This window comes from Clostridium sp. AM46-21 (assembly GCF_003480025.1).
In the GTDB taxonomy this organism is placed as follows: domain Bacteria; phylum Bacillota; class Clostridia; order Lachnospirales; family Lachnospiraceae; genus Coprococcus; species Coprococcus ammoniilyticus.
Genome location: NZ_QUIB01000021.1, coordinates 1 through 17394 on the forward strand (window position 1 = coordinate 1; position 17394 = coordinate 17394).

Sequence of the window (17394 nt, forward strand, 5' to 3'; positions counted from 1 at the left end):
TATATTTTGATATTATCTTCTATGTACGGATGCGGGATGGACTGGCGAAAATGATCATTAATCTGGAAGCCCAGAAGAATGAACCGACAAAGTATTTTATCTTAAATCGAGCAATCTTCTATACGGCAAGACTGGTGTCATCTCAGAAAGAGCGGGAATTTACAGGTTCTGACTATAACGAGATCAAACAGGTGTATTCCATCTGGATCTGTATGAATATGAAAGAAAACAGTCTGAGTCATATCCATATGGTAAAAGATGATTTACTTGTCGAACAGGAATGGAAAGGCAATCTGGATATTTTAAATATCGTGATGATCGGACTGGCAAAGGAGATTCCGCCAAAGGAAGAAAAATATGAACTGCATCGATTGCTTGGAACGCTATTGTCACAGACAATGACGGCAGAACAGAAATTGAAGCTGATGAAACAGGAGTATGACATACCGGTAGATAGACACAGTATAAGGGAAGAGGTGAAGATCATGTGCAATCTGAGTGAAGGCGTAGAAGAAATGGGATATGTAAAGGGCGAAGCCGCGGGCATAGTCAAAGGTGAAATAATAGGCGAAGCCCGAGGAAAATCGGAGATTATCCTGAAAATGCATAAGAAAGGCTATTCCTTAGAGCAGATCATGGATGTAACCGATATGAGCAAAGCGGAAATTAAGGCAATCATAGGATAAAGACATAAGCAGAACAGATAACATGTATATTTTAGTAGAAATCCAGATATGGCAGAAATGTTGTATCTGGATTTTTTTGTCGAAATTTAAATAATTAAGAAATATTTTGTGAACTATTGACAGTTATTTTTTTTTTTATAATGTTTATGCTTTTTTAGAGACATCAAACAAAAAGTGTCAGATACAGATAAAATTGTGTTTATTTGTACTTGGCACTGTTTCTAAAAATGGGAAAAAGCAATGTACCTTATAAAAACAAGGAGCGTAAGAGAAAAGGAGAGATGAATGAAAATGATGCAAAAGAAGATAAGAAGCCTGATCTATGCGGGCTTGGGATTGATTTTATGTGTGTTGCTGTGTGGCGGGGGCGGTATGACAGCACAGGCGGAAGAGTCAAAGACATATGGTGATTTTACATATGAAGAAGCTAAGGATGGAATTACTATTACCAAGTATAAAGGTGATAAGAAAAAGGTTGTAATCCCGGATAAGATTAATGGGACAGAGGTAATAAGTATAGGAGATTCTGCATTTTGGAATTGTAGCAGTTTAACCAGCATAACAATACCGGAGGGAGTAACAAGTATAGGAGATTTTGCATTTGATCTTTGCTTAAATCTGACCAGTATAACGTTACCAAATAGCTTAACGTGTATAGGAAGCTATGGATTTGCAACTACTGATCTAATGAGTATCACTATACCTGAAAATGTAAGAAGTATAGGATGCGGGGCTTTTTTTCATGTGATAAATTAAAAAAAGTAGTATTGCCGGAGGGGATAACAAGAATCTCCAGTAAAACATTTGCTATGTGCAGCAATTTAACCAGCATAACGATACCGGATAGTGTAACAAGTATCGGTAAGGGAGTTTTTTTTAGCTGTCCGAAATTAAAATCGGTTGTTATACCAGATAGTGTTATTGAAATTGACGTATTTAAAAAGGGTGAGAATGAGAGTGGATATTGGTGGACAGTTTTTAACCAAAATACTACAGTTATTTGCAATAAAAATTCCGTAGCATATAAATATGCAAAGGAGAATAATATACCAGTTAAATTAATGCCAAAGCCTGCTAAGAAAGGTACAATTCTTACAGTTCCTTCTAAGAAGATTAAAGTAAAGGTAACTTCATCTTCAAAGAAGAATCCAACTGTTGCTGTTATGAAGATCACAAACAAGAAAGCGAAAAAACTTACCATACCATCTACTGTAAAGGTGGGTGGTGTTACCTATAAAGTAACAGCGGTTGCGAGCCAGGCATTCAAGGGTAACAAAAATCTGACAAATATCACGATCGGAAGGGGTATAACGAAGATAGGCAATGAAGCATTCTCCGGTTGTAAGAATCCGAAAAAGATCACTGTCACAGCAGGAAATCTTACAACCATCCGTAAGAGTGCATTCAAGGGCATAAATAAGAAAGCAACCATTACTGTGAAAGGCACAAAGAAAGCAAAGACAGCTTTAAAGAAACAGCTGAAAAAGAAATCCGTCGGATACGTAAAGACGTGGAAGATTAAATAATTAGAAAATAGTTAATGTAAGCAGGATCGGTATTATATGACGTGGTATAATACCGGTCCTTTTTGCCAGAAAATCATTGACAAAGAACCTTTTCAGGCCCTATAATTTTGCCTAGCGTTTTAGTAGGTTATTTAGGAGAGATAGACATGTTAACACAGTTTTCCCGGACAGAATTATTGCTTGGTAAAGAAGCAATGGACAAATTGGCAAATTCAAAAGTAGCGGTATTCGGCGTTGGAGGCGTTGGCGGTTATGTGTGCGAAGCTCTGGCACGAAGCGGTGTCGGTTCCTTTGATCTGATCGACGATGATAAGGTATGCCTGACAAACCTGAACCGCCAGATTATTGCCACCAGAAAGTCTGTGGGGAAATATAAAACAGATGTTATGAAAGAACGGATTCTGGACATAAATCCGGATGCTAAGGTCGAGATGCACAAATGCTTTTTCCTGCCGGAAAATGCAGATGAATTCCCATTTGACTCTTATGATTATGTTGTAGATGCGGTAGATACGGTTACGGCTAAGATTGAGCTGGTGCTCCAGTCACAGAAAAAAGGAGTGCCGATCATCAGCAGTATGGGTGCAGGAAACAAGCTGGATGGCAGTATGTTTCAGGTAGCAGATATTTATAAGACAAAGGTATGTCCGCTTGCAAAGGTTATGCGTCGGGAACTTAAGAAGCGTGGCGTGAAAAAGTTAAAGGTTGTATATTCGGAAGAACAGCCGGTAAGACCACTTGAGGATATGTCGATCAGCTGCAGAACAAATTGCATCTGCCCTCCGGGAGCACAGCATAAATGCACAGAGCGGAGAGATATTCCGGGCAGTGTGGCATTTGTTCCGTCGGTTGCAGGACTGATCATTGCAGGTGAAGTGGTAAAAGATTTGTGCAAAGAAGAAAGGCAGCGTGCATATGAGCATTACAATAGCGGAATTAAAGAATCGAAATAAAGACAGTTACCAGTTGATCGATATTCGGGATGCCATTGAGATCTCTCATGGGGCAGTGCCGGATGCGGTTGTGGTTCCTGCGGAAGAAATAGAGACAAGCAGCGAGGTGGATAAGGACAAGTTGCTTGTTTTTGTTTTATAGTGATATGAATGAAACACAGATTACAGGAGAAGATGATATGTATAAAATTACAAAAGATAAGCTGACATTTATACTTTTTTTAGTAGGTATGAGTCTGTCCTTGAGTACAATTTTGAATGGATATCAGATTATGAGTAATTGGATTCAAAAATATGAAAGTCAGGATGGTATTTCAAAGTATAACGCTTATATTAATATCTACTCTACCACAGGAGCAACGGAATATAAATTGAATGATATAGAAGAATATCGACAAATACAGGAGATGGCGGTTCGGAGTACAAAAGCAATTCTGGAGCGTATAAGCGATGTTAGTTGTGATGCTGTAATCAGAGGAGATGAGTTTTCGATTGGCAGTTGTGAGGAAGATGCGGATGAAGTGCAGATTGCAGTGGCATATCATGGAAACTGGAACAGATTGCTTGAAAGTGGCAGATATCCAACAATGGAGGAATGGAATTCGGATAACATTTATCTTGTAGTAGGACATGGATGGAAGGATTCAGTAACAGTTTCAAAAGATGGAACGGAATGCTTGTCATTAGATGGAATTGATTGTCAGGTGACTGGGTATCTGGAATCATTTGGAAATGATTCAGATAAAATGATTATTGCGTTTGGCTCGTTAGAAAACTGGACATCGGAATCAGATGTATTTTTGAACCGGATAGCCGATGGAATGACCTATACTTCATCTTCTTATCCGGGAATGACAATCCAGCTTATGGATAAGAGTGTTCCGGTTGCAGAGCAGGCTGATGAATTGATAGAGATATTTGGACAATCAGATAATTATTATGCACAGCTGCTGGATCATTATGAGAGTCAGACAGATGTGTATATCGTTTATAAATTAAAAGCAGCTATTCTGATATTACTGTACATAGTGGGTATTATAAATTGCATAATGATTGCAAGAGTATGGTATGCACGACAGAAAAGAGATTTTGCAATTATGAAAACAGTTGGAATAACAGATAGACGAATCATAGAGTGGCAGTTGGTACGAATCGGGATATTAATGGGAATTTCTATTATTGTTGCAGGATGTTTACAGATTTTCTATTGTCTTGCAATGAAAAAGAAGATGACGTTTGTCTGGAATACATATATTTTGTGGTATTTTATATTTATGATTGGTATTTTGTTGCTGGTATTACTTTTTCCAATCTGCAAGCTGTTAAGACAGCTGGTGCCTGCAAAGGAGGTTAGGGATTAAGTATGAGAAAACGAAATATAATACGTTTAGCAGCAGATAATGTTATGTCTCATGTTTTACAACTGGGTGGTAATATTGTGTTGGCAATGGTGTTATTGCTTTTGATTGCTGTGCTGATCAGTGTTTATAGTATGTCAACCAATATCAGACATTCTTTGCAAGAGTCAGGAATCAGGAATATAGATACCTTGTGTGAAATCCGTTTTTTGGATGAACTGGATAGTGAATTACAGTCTGACCCGGCAATGGATATAATAAAATCAGTGGATGGAGTGGAAGCTGTAACCTGTGCGTGGCAAACAGGATATATAAATACCGATCCGGCATTGGAGAAATTGAAAAATATTCAGACAGGCCATAGTTTTCAGGCAATCGATGATGAAGATGGAAAAGATGGCTTATATTATATTGAAATAGATGCAACCATTCAGAATATATGGAAGATGAAATTAGACGAAGGAATCCTAATCGAAGAATTAAAACCGATGGAAGATGGCATGTATTTATATCTGGGATTTGCATATAAGGACAAGATAGAAGTTGGAACAAAATATATTGGCGAAGTGGGAGATCAGTCATATACATATGTAGTTGCCGGGATATTAGAAAAGGGACAAAGTTTTCCAGTTTCACAAATGGAAATGCTGGATTTTTCAGATGTTACAGGAACAATTCCGTTGGATTATGAAGTGTTAGCCTGCCCGGGAGAGATATTTTGTAATAATTCGGATTTCTATTTTTCTATAAAACAAGGACACTCTTATGTAAAGATAAAGAGAAGTCTTATGCAAAAGCTGGCAAAGGCTGGATATAAAGATATAAAAGTGATTGATATTGGTAAAGCAATAGAAAATGGAGAAGAAATGAGTCGGAAGATTAATTATAATATTATTCAGATGTTAATTCTGGTGGGACTCACATTTTGTATTGTACTTTTATGTATACAGATACTTGATTTTTTGCGGAGACGAAGAGAGTATGGAATTATGCTGACGGCGGGATTTTCAATGAAAAATATAACCTGGATGATCCTATGGGAGAATATTCTTAAGTTTCTTCTAGCCTATGGCTGTTCATTATTTCTTGTATGGTGGTTGTTTATTCATATAATAGAGCCTGATCAGTTAATGGTATTTTCTTACAGAAGTATATACTGGAAGCGAGTGGTTCCTATCCTTGGAGAGATAAGCATACTATTTGTTGCATTATCAACAATTTGCCCGGTATTTATGATTTATAAGTGTTCACCGATTGATTTGTTAGGAAAAGAAGGAGAATAGTGATGATAAAACTTCGAAATGTTACAAAAATATATGAGCATCGGGAGCTTCCGGCGCTTAAGGATGTATCACTGGATGTCCAGGATGGGGAATACATATCGATCATGGGACAATCCGGATCAGGGAAAAGTACATTATTAAATATTATTGGGACTATGGATTATCTGACAAGCGGTGAATACTATTATAATGATATTGCTGTTCATGAGATGAAAGGAGATAAGCTTCACGAATTTCGTCGTAAACATGTGGGATTTGTATTTCAGAATTATGCCTTAATGAAATCTTATACGGTATTTGAAAATGTAGAACTGCCATTACTGGCAGGCAGATATTCCGGTAGGGAAAGAAAAAAACTGGTGAATGAAATGTTAGAATTTACAGGAATCAGGGATTTAGCAGACAAAAAGGTAACCAGGATTTCAGGTGGGGAACAGCAGCGTTGTGCGATTGCAAGATTGATGGTGGCAGGGGGAGATTTGATCCTTGCAGATGAACCGACAGGCGCATTAGATCATGAAATGGGAATCGCGATTATGGAGTTGTTAGAAATGTTGAATAAACGAGGAAAGACATTGATTGTGATAACACATGATCAAGAGATAGGAAGTCGGGCGGATCGTGTGATACGTCTTGCAGATGGACAAATATTGGAGGAAGCAAAGTGAGAAATAATTTGGGGAAAGTCACGCTTATGATATCTATATTATTGTGCTTTGGGGGATTAACTGCTTGTGAAAGTGCAAAAGAGAAGAATATATCATATGTAGGGGATGCGGCAAATAGTTTGCATATTCCGGATAGTTATATGGAAGAATGGAAAGTAAATAAGAATACAGTTAAGCTTGCGGTAGAGGGTGTTGAATATATACCAGATTCTGATTTTAGAATATATGAATATAAGCAGATTCCGAATGCTGCAAAACAAAAACAGGAGATTGTTGAAGCTGTGTTTGAGGAAGAGAAAGGAATTTTTGAGAACCGTTTGGAAAATGATTATAAGAATCTGTGCAGAGAGGATCTGGAAACCATACATATATATCAGGAGAAAATTCGAGAATATTATTTGGATCAGGGACAAACATCACAGGCAGTTTCCTGCGATCAAGAAATAGAAAATATTATTGCCTGTGAGGCAGGTGCATCAGATAAACGAGCATTGATACAGAATTATGAGGGACAGAAATATGTTGGATATATCGGAGATAATTTATTCCTTTTGACATTTAAAGAAGAAAATGATTGTATTACAGGAATTACACTGGAGAATTATCTGGGAACTGCGGGTTTATATACATATTACGGAATGAAGACGGATGATACGATCACATTGGAAAATCATCTGGGAGATGTAACAGAATGTATTGTTGACTTAGAGAATACAGTGGAAAACAGATGTGCAAAAGATATGGATTGTGCGCGTGATGAAGCCTTGTTGTTTTTGGAAGCATGTGGAATTACGGATGTAGAGATTTTAGAAGAAGGACCGCTTGGTTATAGTACGTTTGAAAGTGCAAGACCAATTGATTTTAATGGCTATTGTTTTCAGTTTACCAGAGCTGCAGGCAATAGAGGGGCATATATAGCTGAAACGGAGTTGTTTGCGCCATATCCGTTCTGCACATCTGAATTATTTACTGTTTGTGTTGACGATAATGGTGTGATGAATGCGGAACTTTATATTGCAGGGGTGCAGGCAGGAGAAAAAGCAGTAACATTAATGGATTTTGAAGATATAGAACCGAAATTCGCAGAACAATATGAGGCATTTTATGCAGCATATCCAGGAATTGATAAACCAGCGGCATTTAATTTTATGGAGCTTGATTATATGCTTGTGGAGGGGGAAAAATTAGGGACGTTTGAGTACAAACCTGTTTGGCTCGTGGCGTATTATGAGGATTTGGATACCTGTTATACATATGATTATTTTTATCTTCCTGATTCGCTGCTGGTAATTGACGCTGAAACAGGAGAATATATTGACTATCTAAAACAGAGCTGTTTTCGTTTATATTCTTCAAGAGTAGCTGTTTTCCATAATTGCATTGACAAAGTAACTTTTTAGGTCATATAATTGCTTGGTATTTTAGTGTAGGTTAAATATATATGAAAGATTATTGGTGCACTAGGAAGAAAGGCAGCGTGCATATGAGCATTACAATAGCGGAATTAAAGAATCGAGATAAAGACAGTTATCGGTTGATCGATATCCGGGATGCCATTGAGATTTCTCATGGGGCAGTGCCGGATGCGATTGCGGTTCCTGCGGAAGAAATAGAGACAAGCAGCGAGGTGGATAAGGACAAGCTGCTTGTTATTTTCTGTGCGAGAGGCGTAGTCAGCATCGATGTAGCGGAGCATTTGAAAGAAAAAGGATATCAGGCGGAGAGTCTGGAAGGCGGTTATGCTGCATGGCTGTTAGATGTTATGAGCAAACCGGAGGAGCAGAACAAGGCGAAGGATGTTGAGCTGAGCCTGCGTAAGAAATTCAAGAAAAGCATTTGGTCAAAGTTCACCAAGGCGATCAACACATATGAGCTGGTGAAGCCGGGAGATAAGATCGCGGTCTGCATTTCCGGTGGTAAGGATTCTATGCTGATGGCGAAATGTTTTCAGGAATTGAAGTTGCATAACAAATTTGAATTTGAAGTTAAGTTTCTGGTTATGGATCCCGGTTACAGTGAGGCGAACCGGAAGGTTATAGAAGAAAATGCAAAAAGTCTGAATATCCCGATTACGATATTTGAATCGGATATATTTGAATCTGTATTTACGGTTGAGAAGTCGCCATGTTATCTGTGTGCACGAATGAGACGAGGACATCTGTATCATTTTGCACAGGAGCTTGGCTGTAATAAGATTGCACTTGGTCATCACTATGATGATGTAATTGAAACCATATTGATGGGTATGCTGTATGGTGCACAGGTACAGACGATGATGCCGAAGCTTCACAGCACGAATTTTGAAGGGATGGAACTGATCCGACCGTTATATCTGGTGCGTGAGGATGATATCAAGGCATGGAGGGACTATAATGGTCTGCATTTTATCCAGTGTGCATGCAAATTCACGGATACCTGTACGACTTGTAATAACGAGAATCGTTCGAAACGTGTTGAAATCAAGGAGCTGATACAGACTTTGAAGCAGGTAAATCCTTATGTGGAAGGTAATATTTTCAAAAGTGTGGAAAATGTAAATCTGGACACAGTTGTTGCATGGAAGCAGCATGGAGAGAAGCATCATTTTCTGGATGCATATGACAGGGAAAATATCTGTACAGAAAATGAAGCAAAGGAATAATGTAACGATTTGACAATAAACAAGATAGGAAGAGGGAATACAAATGAAAAGCAGACAAATCAGAAATTCACTCCTGTTAGTTCTTACGGCATTTATCTGGGGAACCGCCTTTGTGGCACAGAGCAAGGGCGGACAGGCACTAGGACCATTTTCTTTTAATTGTATACGAAGTCTGGTTGGAAGTGTAGTATTGCTTCCGGTGATCAGGTTACTTGATAAAATTAATCCAAGTAATAAGAAGCCGAAGACAGTCGCAGAACGGAGACTGTTATGGATCGGTGGTTTGTGCTGCGGAATGGCATTGTTCTTTGCAAGCTCGGCACAGCAGCTTGGTCTGTATTATGGCACTCCGGCAGGAAAGGCCGGTTTTCTGACGGCTTGCTATATTCTGCTGGTTCCGATCCTTGGTTTGTTTTTAAAGAAAAAATGTGGTTGGAATATCTGGCTTGGAATGGTGATCACGATTGTAGGACTTTATCTTTTATGTATGACAGCGGGGTCGCTATCATTTCAGAACAGTGATCTCTTTGTATTGCTCTGTGCATTTTTGTTTGCTATACATATTCTGGTGATCGATCATTTTTCACCATTGGTTGATGGTGTACGGATGTCCTGTATCCAGTTCCTGGTTGCAGGGGTACTCAGTGCGTTCCCGATGTTCTTTTCAGAGATGGGACATTCGGCAGCAGGAATAGCAGCATGGCTTCCACAGTTACAGTCATGGGATGCATGGGTTGCAATTCTGTATGCCGGTGTGATGTCGAGCGGTGTTGCTTATACCTTGCAGATTATTGCACAGAATGGACTGAATCCGACGCTGGCATCTATGATCATGAGTCTGGAATCTGTATTTTCAGTACTTGCCGGCTGGGTGATCCTTGGTGAGGTGTTGACCGCCCGCCAGCTCCTTGGCTGCCTGTTGATCTTTATTGCGATTATCTTCGCACAGATTCCTGTGGGGGAGAAGAAAGAAGCATAAAACAATTTTAGTAGCATTAAAAATATGCGCGCCAGCTTATCACTATATTTTATGGAGCAGACCTATTTGAACGTCGGTCCTTAACGAGTCACCAATAGGTGACGAGTTTAGTACCGCTACGTGAAAATAGAACGAGAGTGTTCTGCGCAATAAAGATATAGTGATAAGCCAGCGCGCATATTTTTTAGATAAAATCAATATATTATTTCTTCTTCTTTTCTTTCAGAATCTTCTTAATAGAATATTTCTCTAATGAATCCTCAAATATCTCACGGAGTGGTCGAGCATTTTTCATAGCAAGGAAGAAATGTGATTTTTCCTTACGGAGCTCAGCTTCCTCTAACAGATGCTGTTTGAGTTCGTCAATCTTAACGACGATTTCATATTCGGCAGCCAGCTTACGTATCTTAACGATAAGATTGAAGGAGTAAACGATATCAATCAGGAACACGCCGTAGAAGAATCCGATAAAGAATGAAAATGCAAGGTTTCTGGATAACCAGTCAAGTGCTGATAAAACATGTGGATGGATCAGCAGGTAGTAGGTCGCGCCGAGAACTGCCCAGAAGAATGAAAACAGTGGACAGATGATTCCCTGAATATTGCCCCATCGGTCTGTGTAGTCCCAGAGTTTTACATTCATTCCCTTAATGAAGATCAATCCGGTGATGTATTCGATCACGGTCATAGCGATCGCCATAAATACAAATAAAACAATCTTCTCAATGATTGGATGTTCATCCAGAAATGACAGGTTAATAGATGCTAACATATACAAGACGCATAGTCCTGATCCATATAGCGGAAGGTAAGGACCGACCAGAAAGCCGGGATTTACCCATTTCTTTGTTGTTCGACCATTTGGAGAACAGAATCTGCGGAAGAACAATTCAATCACCCATCCGATCAGACTTCCGATAAAAAATAAAAACAATAATACAAGAGCTTTATTCATAATATTTCAACCTTTCTGATTTATATTTTTCCATAGAATTATGGCTCTTTTTTTCATTGATACAAATTGTGACATATCGCGGTCATAAAGTCAATAAATTAAATGCTTTCTCAAGTTGTTTGTATTGAAAAAGTATGGCAAAATGTGGTACTCTCAGATCAGGTATATGAGGCATTGCAGATAGTGAGAAAGCATATATCTGCATTTTAGAAAATGAGGGATAGGGAGATATGTATAAGATCAGAGAAAATGCGGATCGGGAGAAATGTATCCTCTTGATTCCAGCAATGTTAGATGCACATTTTCCATTGTTAAAATATGCGTTTTATTCAAAAAATTATCATCCGGTGATCTTAAAAAATGAAAAGGATATAACGGATATTGGATTAAAATATGTCAATAACGATATGTGTTATCCGATCATCTTAAATGCAGGACAGATGATAGCAGCTCTTCAATCAGGGAAATATGATCTGAACCGTACAAAATTATTAATGCCGACTGCCGGAGATGCATGTCGTGGTTCAAATTATCTGCATGTGTTAAAGGCGGCTGTTCGGAAAGCAGGATTTCCGCAGGCTCAGGTATTGTCGTTAAACATTCAGGGATTGGAGAAGGGGGAGCAGATGAAGCTGGAACCTGATATGGTCTGGCGTGCGTTATTTGGATTGTTTTATGGTGATATTCTGATGCTTTTACTAAATCAGGTCAGACCAAATGAAGTGCATAAAGGTGAGGCACAAAAGAAATGGAAGAAATGGGTCAGGATTCTTGCATGCGATCTTCGGGAAGGAAAACATCTGACAATTTCAAGAATGAAACAGAATTTTATAAGGATTGCGGCGGATTTTTCAAAAATTGAACTGGTGAAGCCAAGAAAGCAACGAATAGGGATCGTCGGAGAGATTTATATAAAGTATTGTCATTTGGGAAACTGGGATATGATCCGTTTTCTTGAAAAGAATAATTGCGAATCCCATACAAATGGATTATCCTGGTACGCGATGTATTATATAGATTCGCATTTATCGGATGTAAGCAAAATAGAACAGGCGGCTTATCGTATTGGGTTAAAATTGTTCGGAAGTCTTCAGAGATCCATGATTGCAGCAATGCGGCAGTATGGATTTTATTCGATGGAAGAATTTCAAATAATGAAAAAAGAGGCTGATGGTTATGTAAACTGGACATATAGAACCGGTGATGGCTGGCTGATCGGTGCAGAGATGGTAGGACATATTCTGCATGACTGCAAAAAGGTATTGGCAGTTCAACCGTTTGGATGTATGCCAAATCATATCTGTGGGAGGGGATTGTATCCTTCCATTCAGCAAAAGCTTCCGGAAGGGCGTATTGTGAGTGCTGATGTAGATTCCGGTTCTTCAAAGTTGAATGTTTATAACCGTGCCAGAATGTTGGTGGATATGCATATTTAACAGAATAGATGGTAATCTTTCTCAATATGCGGTATACTTATTGTGCATTCTTTAACAAAAAATGAAAACATAACAGACAAAGGAGAAAATTGTCATGAATATAAAAGAGATGCAGGATGAAATAATGAGAATAAAGAAGGAAAAGGATATTTGTATCCTTGCACATGCCTACCAGAGCCACGATATCTGGGAAGTGGCTGACTATGTAGGAGATTCCTTCGGTCTTGCACAGAGAGCAGCAGAAGCACCTCAAAAGACTATGATCATGTGTGGCGTGCGTTTTATGGCAGAGACTGTAAAACTGTTATCACCGGAAAAGACCGTATATCTGCCGGAGCCGGATGCCGGATGCCCGATGGCAGACCAGATCGACTATGATCTGCTGGCAGCACTTCGAGAGAAGAATCCGGGTTATACAGTTGTAGCATATGTGAATACTACAACGGAAGTAAAGACGCTGAGTGATGTCTGTGTTACTTCTTCTTCCGCAGTAAAGATCGTGAAGAATATGCCGGAAAAGGATATTTTATTTATTCCTGACTGTAATCTCGGTTCATGGGTAAAGAAGCAGGTACCGGAAAAGAATATTAAGCTGGTATCGGGCGGCTGTCCGACACATGTCAGAGTAACCGTAAAAGATGTAGAGAAAGCAAAAACAGCTCATCCAAATGCATTACTTCTGGTACATCCGGAATGTTTAAAGGAAGTAACGGAGCTTGCAGACTATGCCGGAAGTACAACCGGAATTATGGATTATGCAGCAAAGAGTGATGCAAAGGAATTCATTATCGGTACGGAGAATAGTATCGTGTCACACCTTCAGCTTGCACACCCGGAGAAGCGTTTCTATGCATTGTCTAAGGATTGTGTATGCCACAACATGAAGATGACGACACTTGGTGATGTCTATAACTGCGTGGTAAATGGTGAGGGCGAGAGTATTACCCTTACAGAGGAGACAATGCAGAAAGCCAGAAAGAGCATCGATGCGATGTTGCGCCTTGGCTAGAAGCCGGACGATCACTGTATTTCATATAAACAGAAATAGCAGGAAAAAATGCGAAACTTACTTTGCTTCGATTGGTTTTTATATGCGCGGGATTTCGGACACGATAAAATCGTTGTGTCCTCCATCCCGGCACAAAACCATCGAAACGCAGGTGTTTTCGCAACATTTTCCTGCTATTTTGTTTATTATACAATACGGTGATCTGCCTAAGCTATTCAACAATCGATTGCGTATGCCACGGTCGCTTCCGTTATGGTTTTATCATACGATACGGTCGTGCTTTATTATATATTATTCTGGTGATCTGCCCGAGAGGTCAGTTTACATAATCTGATATCTGGTATTTGCATATGTTATATATTGATATGGTCAGTTTGGATATAAGAAAAAGTTTAAAATTGAATATTTCAATATGGTCAGATAATTTTATAATAAATCCTAGCAGGTTTGTAGTGAATCTGTTCGTGATTTTGAGTAGTGATATTCAAGGATGAATATGTTACAGATAAATACACACATCAAATGAAAAAAGGAGTTACGATTATGGCAAACAGACAGTATGAATTAAACAAAGAATTGGCACAGATGTTAAAGGGTGGCGTTATCATGGATGTAACAACACCGGAGCAGGCAAAGATCGCCGAGGCAGCAGGTGCATGTGCAGTTATGGCACTGGAGCGTATTCCGGCAGATATCAGAGCAGCAGGCGGTGTATCAAGAATGAGTGATCCTAAGATGATCAAGGGCATTCAGGATGCAGTATCTATCCCTGTTATGGCAAAGTGCCGTATCGGACATTTTGTAGAAGCTCAGCTTCTTGAAGCAATCGAGATCGATTACATTGATGAGAGTGAAGTTCTTTCACCTGCTGATGATGTATATCACATCGACAAGACAAAGTTCAAAGTACCATTTGTATGTGGTGCTAAGGATCTCGGCGAGGCACTTCGTAGAATCAATGAAGGTGCATCCATGATCCGTACAAAGGGTGAACCCGGTACAGGTGATGTTGTTCAGGCTGTAAGACATATGAGAATGATGAACAGCGAGATCGCACGTATTTCTTCTATGCGTGAAGATGAATTATATGATGCAGCAAAGGTTCTTCAGGTTCCATATGACCTTGTATTATATGTACATGAGCACAAGCGCCTTCCGGTTGTAAACTTCGCAGCAGGCGGTGTTGCTACACCGGCAGACGCAGCTCTTATGATGCAGCTTGGTGCTGAAGGCGTATTCGTTGGATCCGGTATCTTCAAGTCAGGAAATCCGGAGAAGCGTGCAAATGCCATCGTTAAGGCTGTTACAAACTTCACAGATGCAAAACTGATCGCTGAATTATCAGAGGATCTTGGTGAAGCTATGGTTGGTATCAATGAGAGCGAGATCGAACTCCTTATGGCTGAGCGTGGTAAGTAAAATATCAGACAGACAAATAGATGCGGATATCGTAATGATGGATGATCGACATAAGCGAAAGGATGAACAGACACGATGAAGATAGCAGTATTAGCGGTTCAGGGCGCATTTATCGAACACGAGAAAATGTTAGAGAGCCTTGGAGCAGAAACAATAGAACTCAGACAGAAAAGTGATCTGGAACAGGATTTTGCCGGTATCGTTTTGCCGGGTGGCGAAAGCACTGTTCAGGGTAAGCTGTTAAAAGAGCTTGATATGTATGATGCATTAAAAGAAAAGATCGAACAGGGCATGCCGGTTCTTGCAACCTGTGCGGGACTGATCCTTCTTGCAGAAGAACTGTCCAATGATGATAAACGTCATTTTGCGACCCTTCCGGTCTGCGTAAAGAGAAATGCATATGGCAGACAGCTTGGAAGCTTTCATTATGATGGCGAGATCAAAGGTCTTGGAGTATATCCGATGGAATTCATCCGTGCACCATATATCGAGAGTGTAAAGCCGGGTGTTGAGGTATTAGCCGAGGTAGATGGTCACATTGTAGCGGTAAAATATCAGAACCAGATCGCACTGGCATTCCATCCGGAGCTTTCCGATGATACCCGTATCCATCAGATGTTCTTAGACATGATCAAATAAGGACAATAAAAGTAAACAATAAGATAACGGTATTTATTATTGAGCAGGTTGACTGTACGATAATAAATACCGTTTTTTATTGTCCATATATAAGAACTATGTGATATCCCGCCCTGCGCCTGTCCTTATAGAAATGCCATTGCGAGGATTTCGTTATGAACTGCACATTGTTAGTAAATACGGGTGCTTGTTTGAGCCGAAGGCGAGTTAGCACAGGAGTATTTACGAATTTAACATGTGCAGTGAGTAGAAAACGCAGCACGGCATTTCTATAAGGACAGGCGCAGGGCGGGATGCCATAGAGTTTTTGTCTATCTATAGAATGTAAAAAACTTGCATAATGCTTTCTTCCCACATATAATATTTTATAACTATGGTATCGCAAGGTGGGTTGTGATGCCGGCGGGAATAATGTGAAGGGCGGTTTGCTATGCTGACATATGCACTGGAAAATCGAGGAACAGATACGTTATATGAATATCTGTACAAGCAGATCAAAACAGATATTTTGTCTAAGAAGCTTGTAGCAGGGGAACGTCTGCCATCGAAGCGTCTGCTTGCAAAAAATCTGAATGTCAGCACGATCACCGTGGAAAATGCATACAGTCAGTTGGTTGCCGAAGGATATATATATTCGATTCCGAAAAGCGGTTATTATGTTACGGACATTTCGGCAGATCTGATGAAGCCGTTGCCGGAGCGACCGGCGAAGCAATTTGAAAAGCCGGAAGAAAAGAAAACATATTTTGCGGATTTTGCCAGTAACTCAACGGTAGAGGATGCGTTTCCATTCAGCATCTGGTCAAAGCTTTTAAAAGAAGTGATGGCGGAAAACAGCAAAGAGCTGATGTCCAGATCACCGTCCAAGGGTGTCTATGAGCTGCGAAGCGCGGTAGCAGGCTATCTGTATCAGTTCCGTGGTATGGATGTGAAGCCGGAGCAGGTCATCATAGGAGCCGGAACAGAATATCTCTATGGTCTTATCATTCAGCTGCTTGGCTATGACAAATGTTATGCGGTCGAAGATCCGGGGTATCAGAAGATATCAAGGATCTATCAGGCGCAGAATGTATGCTGCAAATTTGTGGCAATGGATGAAAATGGGATCAATATGGAGGCTCTGGAAGAATCCGGCGCAGATGTACTTCATATTTCGCCAGCGCATCATTTTCCGACCGGACTGGTAACACCTGTCAGCAGGAGATATGAATTGTTATCTTGGGCATCCAGAAAGGACAACCGCTATATCATCGAAGATGAATATGACAGTGAATTTCGACTGGTTGGCAAGCCGGTACCTACACTTGAAAGTATCGATGTGGGCGAAAAGGTCATCTATATCAACACATTTTCCAAGAGCCTTTCCTCTACGATCCGTATCAGTTATATGGTTCTTCCGGAGAGTTTGATACGGCGATATGATGAGATGCTCAGCTTTTATGCTTGTACGGTGTCAAATATCGAGCAATATACACTTGCAAGATTTATCACCGATGGTTGTCTGGAAAAACACATCAACCGCATGCGTAATTATTACAGAGAACAGCGGGATCTGGTGCTTGCATGCATTAAAAAATATATGAATCCGGACAAGATTCGTATTCGCGAAGAGAATTCAGGGCTGCATTTCCTGTTGGAGATTGATACGAATTACAGTGATGAGCGGTTGCGGAATAATGCCGAAGCAAGAGATATTCACATTTCATTTCTCAGCCAGTATTATAGAAATACCGAAAATGCCAGATATCATACACTGGTCATTAATTATTCCGGTATCATGCCGGAGCATATAGAAGAAGCAGTCAGAAGATTGATTGAAAGTATCGAATAAAGAGTGTGCGG

17 protein-coding genes are annotated in these 17394 nt (G+C 39.8%); 16 read left to right on the forward strand and 1 reads right to left on the reverse strand.

Going from position 1 to position 17394, the window contains the following annotated elements:
- From DW959_RS12720 to DW959_RS12765, 11 genes are all read left to right on the forward strand, one after another.
- Positions 1–686: hypothetical protein (locus DW959_RS12720; protein ID WP_118616329.1), on the forward strand; the 686-nt coding region annotated here is incomplete at its 5' end.
- Between the two features lie 285 nt (positions 687–971).
- Positions 972–1442 (forward strand): leucine-rich repeat domain-containing protein, encoded by a 471-nt coding sequence (locus DW959_RS14745; RefSeq protein WP_243023407.1) that lies wholly within the window; start codon positions 972–974, stop codon positions 1440–1442.
- Complete coding sequence (locus tag DW959_RS14750; RefSeq protein WP_226801051.1) at positions 1412–2212, forward strand: leucine-rich repeat protein; 801 nt, start codon at positions 1412–1414, stop codon at positions 2210–2212. The genes DW959_RS14745 and DW959_RS14750 overlap by 31 nt, the downstream gene beginning before the upstream one ends.
- Positions 2213–2358: 146 nt before the next feature.
- A complete protein-coding gene (locus DW959_RS12730) occupies positions 2359–3165 on the forward strand; it encodes a tRNA threonylcarbamoyladenosine dehydratase (RefSeq protein ID WP_118616331.1) in 807 nt (268 codons plus the stop codon).
- A complete protein-coding gene (locus DW959_RS12735; protein ID WP_173783786.1) occupies positions 3128–3307 on the forward strand; it encodes a hypothetical protein in 180 nt (59 codons plus the stop codon). Before DW959_RS12730 ends, DW959_RS12735 begins: the two co-directional genes overlap by 38 nt.
- Positions 3308–3344: 37 nt before the next feature.
- The gene (locus DW959_RS12740; RefSeq protein ID WP_147340886.1) at positions 3345–4526 is read left to right on the forward strand and encodes an ABC transporter permease; all 1182 of its coding nucleotides are present in this window, start codon (positions 3345–3347) and stop codon (positions 4524–4526) included.
- 2 nt (positions 4527–4528) lie between these two features.
- A complete protein-coding gene (locus DW959_RS12745; protein ID WP_118616333.1) occupies positions 4529–5806 on the forward strand; it encodes an ABC transporter permease in 1278 nt (425 codons plus the stop codon).
- Positions 5807–5808: 2 nt separating this feature from the next.
- A complete protein-coding gene (locus DW959_RS12750) occupies positions 5809–6474 on the forward strand; it encodes an ABC transporter ATP-binding protein (RefSeq protein WP_173783785.1) in 666 nt (221 codons plus the stop codon).
- Positions 6471–7874, forward strand: coding sequence for a hypothetical protein (locus DW959_RS12755; protein ID WP_117822151.1), 1404 nt, complete (start codon positions 6471–6473; stop codon positions 7872–7874). Before DW959_RS12750 ends, DW959_RS12755 begins: the two co-directional genes overlap by 4 nt.
- 83 nt (positions 7875–7957) lie before the next feature.
- Positions 7958–9115, forward strand: coding sequence for an ATP-binding protein (locus DW959_RS12760; protein WP_118616369.1), 1158 nt, complete (start codon positions 7958–7960; stop codon positions 9113–9115).
- Between the two features lie 43 nt (positions 9116–9158).
- Complete coding sequence (locus DW959_RS12765; RefSeq protein ID WP_118616335.1) at positions 9159–10094, forward strand: DMT family transporter; 936 nt, start codon at positions 9159–9161, stop codon at positions 10092–10094.
- 202 nt (positions 10095–10296) lie between these two features.
- Here DW959_RS12765 and DW959_RS12770 read toward each other — a convergent pair whose 3' ends face one another.
- Positions 10297–11049: a putative ABC transporter permease gene (locus DW959_RS12770; RefSeq protein ID WP_008402776.1), complete on the reverse strand. Its 753-nt coding sequence runs from the start codon at positions 11047–11049 to the stop codon at positions 10297–10299.
- A 230-nt stretch (positions 11050–11279) separates the two neighbouring features.
- On the opposite strand from DW959_RS12770, the gene DW959_RS12775 reads away from it, so the two are divergent.
- The 5 genes from DW959_RS12775 (at position 11280) to DW959_RS12795 (ending at position 17383) form a co-directional block, all read left to right on the forward strand.
- Positions 11280–12485 (forward strand): 2-hydroxyacyl-CoA dehydratase, encoded by a 1206-nt coding sequence (locus DW959_RS12775; protein WP_118616337.1) that lies wholly within the window; start codon positions 11280–11282, stop codon positions 12483–12485.
- 94 nt (positions 12486–12579) lie between these two features.
- Entirely contained in the window at positions 12580–13494 is a 915-nt protein-coding gene (gene nadA, locus DW959_RS12780) for a quinolinate synthase NadA (protein ID WP_021945000.1), read from the forward strand.
- Between the two features lie 543 nt (positions 13495–14037).
- Positions 14038–14913, forward strand: a complete 876-nt coding sequence (gene pdxS, locus DW959_RS12785; protein WP_021944999.1) for a pyridoxal 5'-phosphate synthase lyase subunit PdxS — start codon at positions 14038–14040, stop codon at positions 14911–14913.
- Positions 14914–14988: 75 nt separating this feature from the next.
- A complete protein-coding gene (gene pdxT / locus DW959_RS12790) occupies positions 14989–15552 on the forward strand; it encodes a pyridoxal 5'-phosphate synthase glutaminase subunit PdxT (RefSeq protein ID WP_117785645.1) in 564 nt (187 codons plus the stop codon).
- 430 nt (positions 15553–15982) lie between these two features.
- Positions 15983–17383, forward strand: a complete 1401-nt coding sequence (locus DW959_RS12795; RefSeq protein WP_117822145.1) for a PLP-dependent aminotransferase family protein — start codon at positions 15983–15985, stop codon at positions 17381–17383.
- The last annotated feature ends 11 nt before the right edge of the window (positions 17384–17394 follow it).

Excerpts from the sequence above, each read along its gene's own strand:
- pdxS (WP_021944999.1), top strand. The coding sequence starts at position 14,038 with ATGGCAAACAGACAGTATGAATTAAACAAAGAATTGGCACAGATGTTA.
- DW959_RS12745 (WP_118616333.1), top strand. The coding sequence starts at position 4,529 with ATGAGAAAACGAAATATAATACGTTTAGCAGCAGATAATGTTATGTCT.
- DW959_RS12795 (WP_117822145.1), top strand. The coding sequence starts at position 15,983 with ATGCTGACATATGCACTGGAAAATCGAGGAACAGATACGTTATATGAA.
- DW959_RS12750 (WP_173783785.1), top strand. The coding sequence starts at position 5,809 with ATGATAAAACTTCGAAATGTTACAAAAATATATGAGCATCGGGAGCTT.
- DW959_RS12735 (WP_173783786.1), top strand. The coding sequence starts at position 3,128 with ATGAGCATTACAATAGCGGAATTAAAGAATCGAAATAAAGACAGTTAC.
- DW959_RS12775 (WP_118616337.1), top strand. The coding sequence starts at position 11,280 with ATGTATAAGATCAGAGAAAATGCGGATCGGGAGAAATGTATCCTCTTG.
- DW959_RS12760 (WP_118616369.1), top strand. The coding sequence starts at position 7,958 with ATGAGCATTACAATAGCGGAATTAAAGAATCGAGATAAAGACAGTTAT.
- DW959_RS12730 (WP_118616331.1), top strand. The coding sequence starts at position 2,359 with ATGTTAACACAGTTTTCCCGGACAGAATTATTGCTTGGTAAAGAAGCA.
- pdxT (WP_117785645.1), top strand. The coding sequence starts at position 14,989 with ATGAAGATAGCAGTATTAGCGGTTCAGGGCGCATTTATCGAACACGAG.
- DW959_RS12770 (WP_008402776.1), bottom strand. The coding sequence starts at position 11,049 with ATGAATAAAGCTCTTGTATTATTGTTTTTATTTTTTATCGGAAGTCTG.
- DW959_RS14745 (WP_243023407.1), top strand. The coding sequence starts at position 972 with ATGAAAATGATGCAAAAGAAGATAAGAAGCCTGATCTATGCGGGCTTG.
- DW959_RS12740 (WP_147340886.1), top strand. The coding sequence starts at position 3,345 with ATGTATAAAATTACAAAAGATAAGCTGACATTTATACTTTTTTTAGTA.
- DW959_RS12765 (WP_118616335.1), top strand. The coding sequence starts at position 9,159 with ATGAAAAGCAGACAAATCAGAAATTCACTCCTGTTAGTTCTTACGGCA.
- nadA (WP_021945000.1), top strand. The coding sequence starts at position 12,580 with ATGAATATAAAAGAGATGCAGGATGAAATAATGAGAATAAAGAAGGAA.
- DW959_RS14750 (WP_226801051.1), top strand. The coding sequence starts at position 1,412 with ATGCGGGGCTTTTTTTCATGTGATAAATTAAAAAAAGTAGTATTGCCG.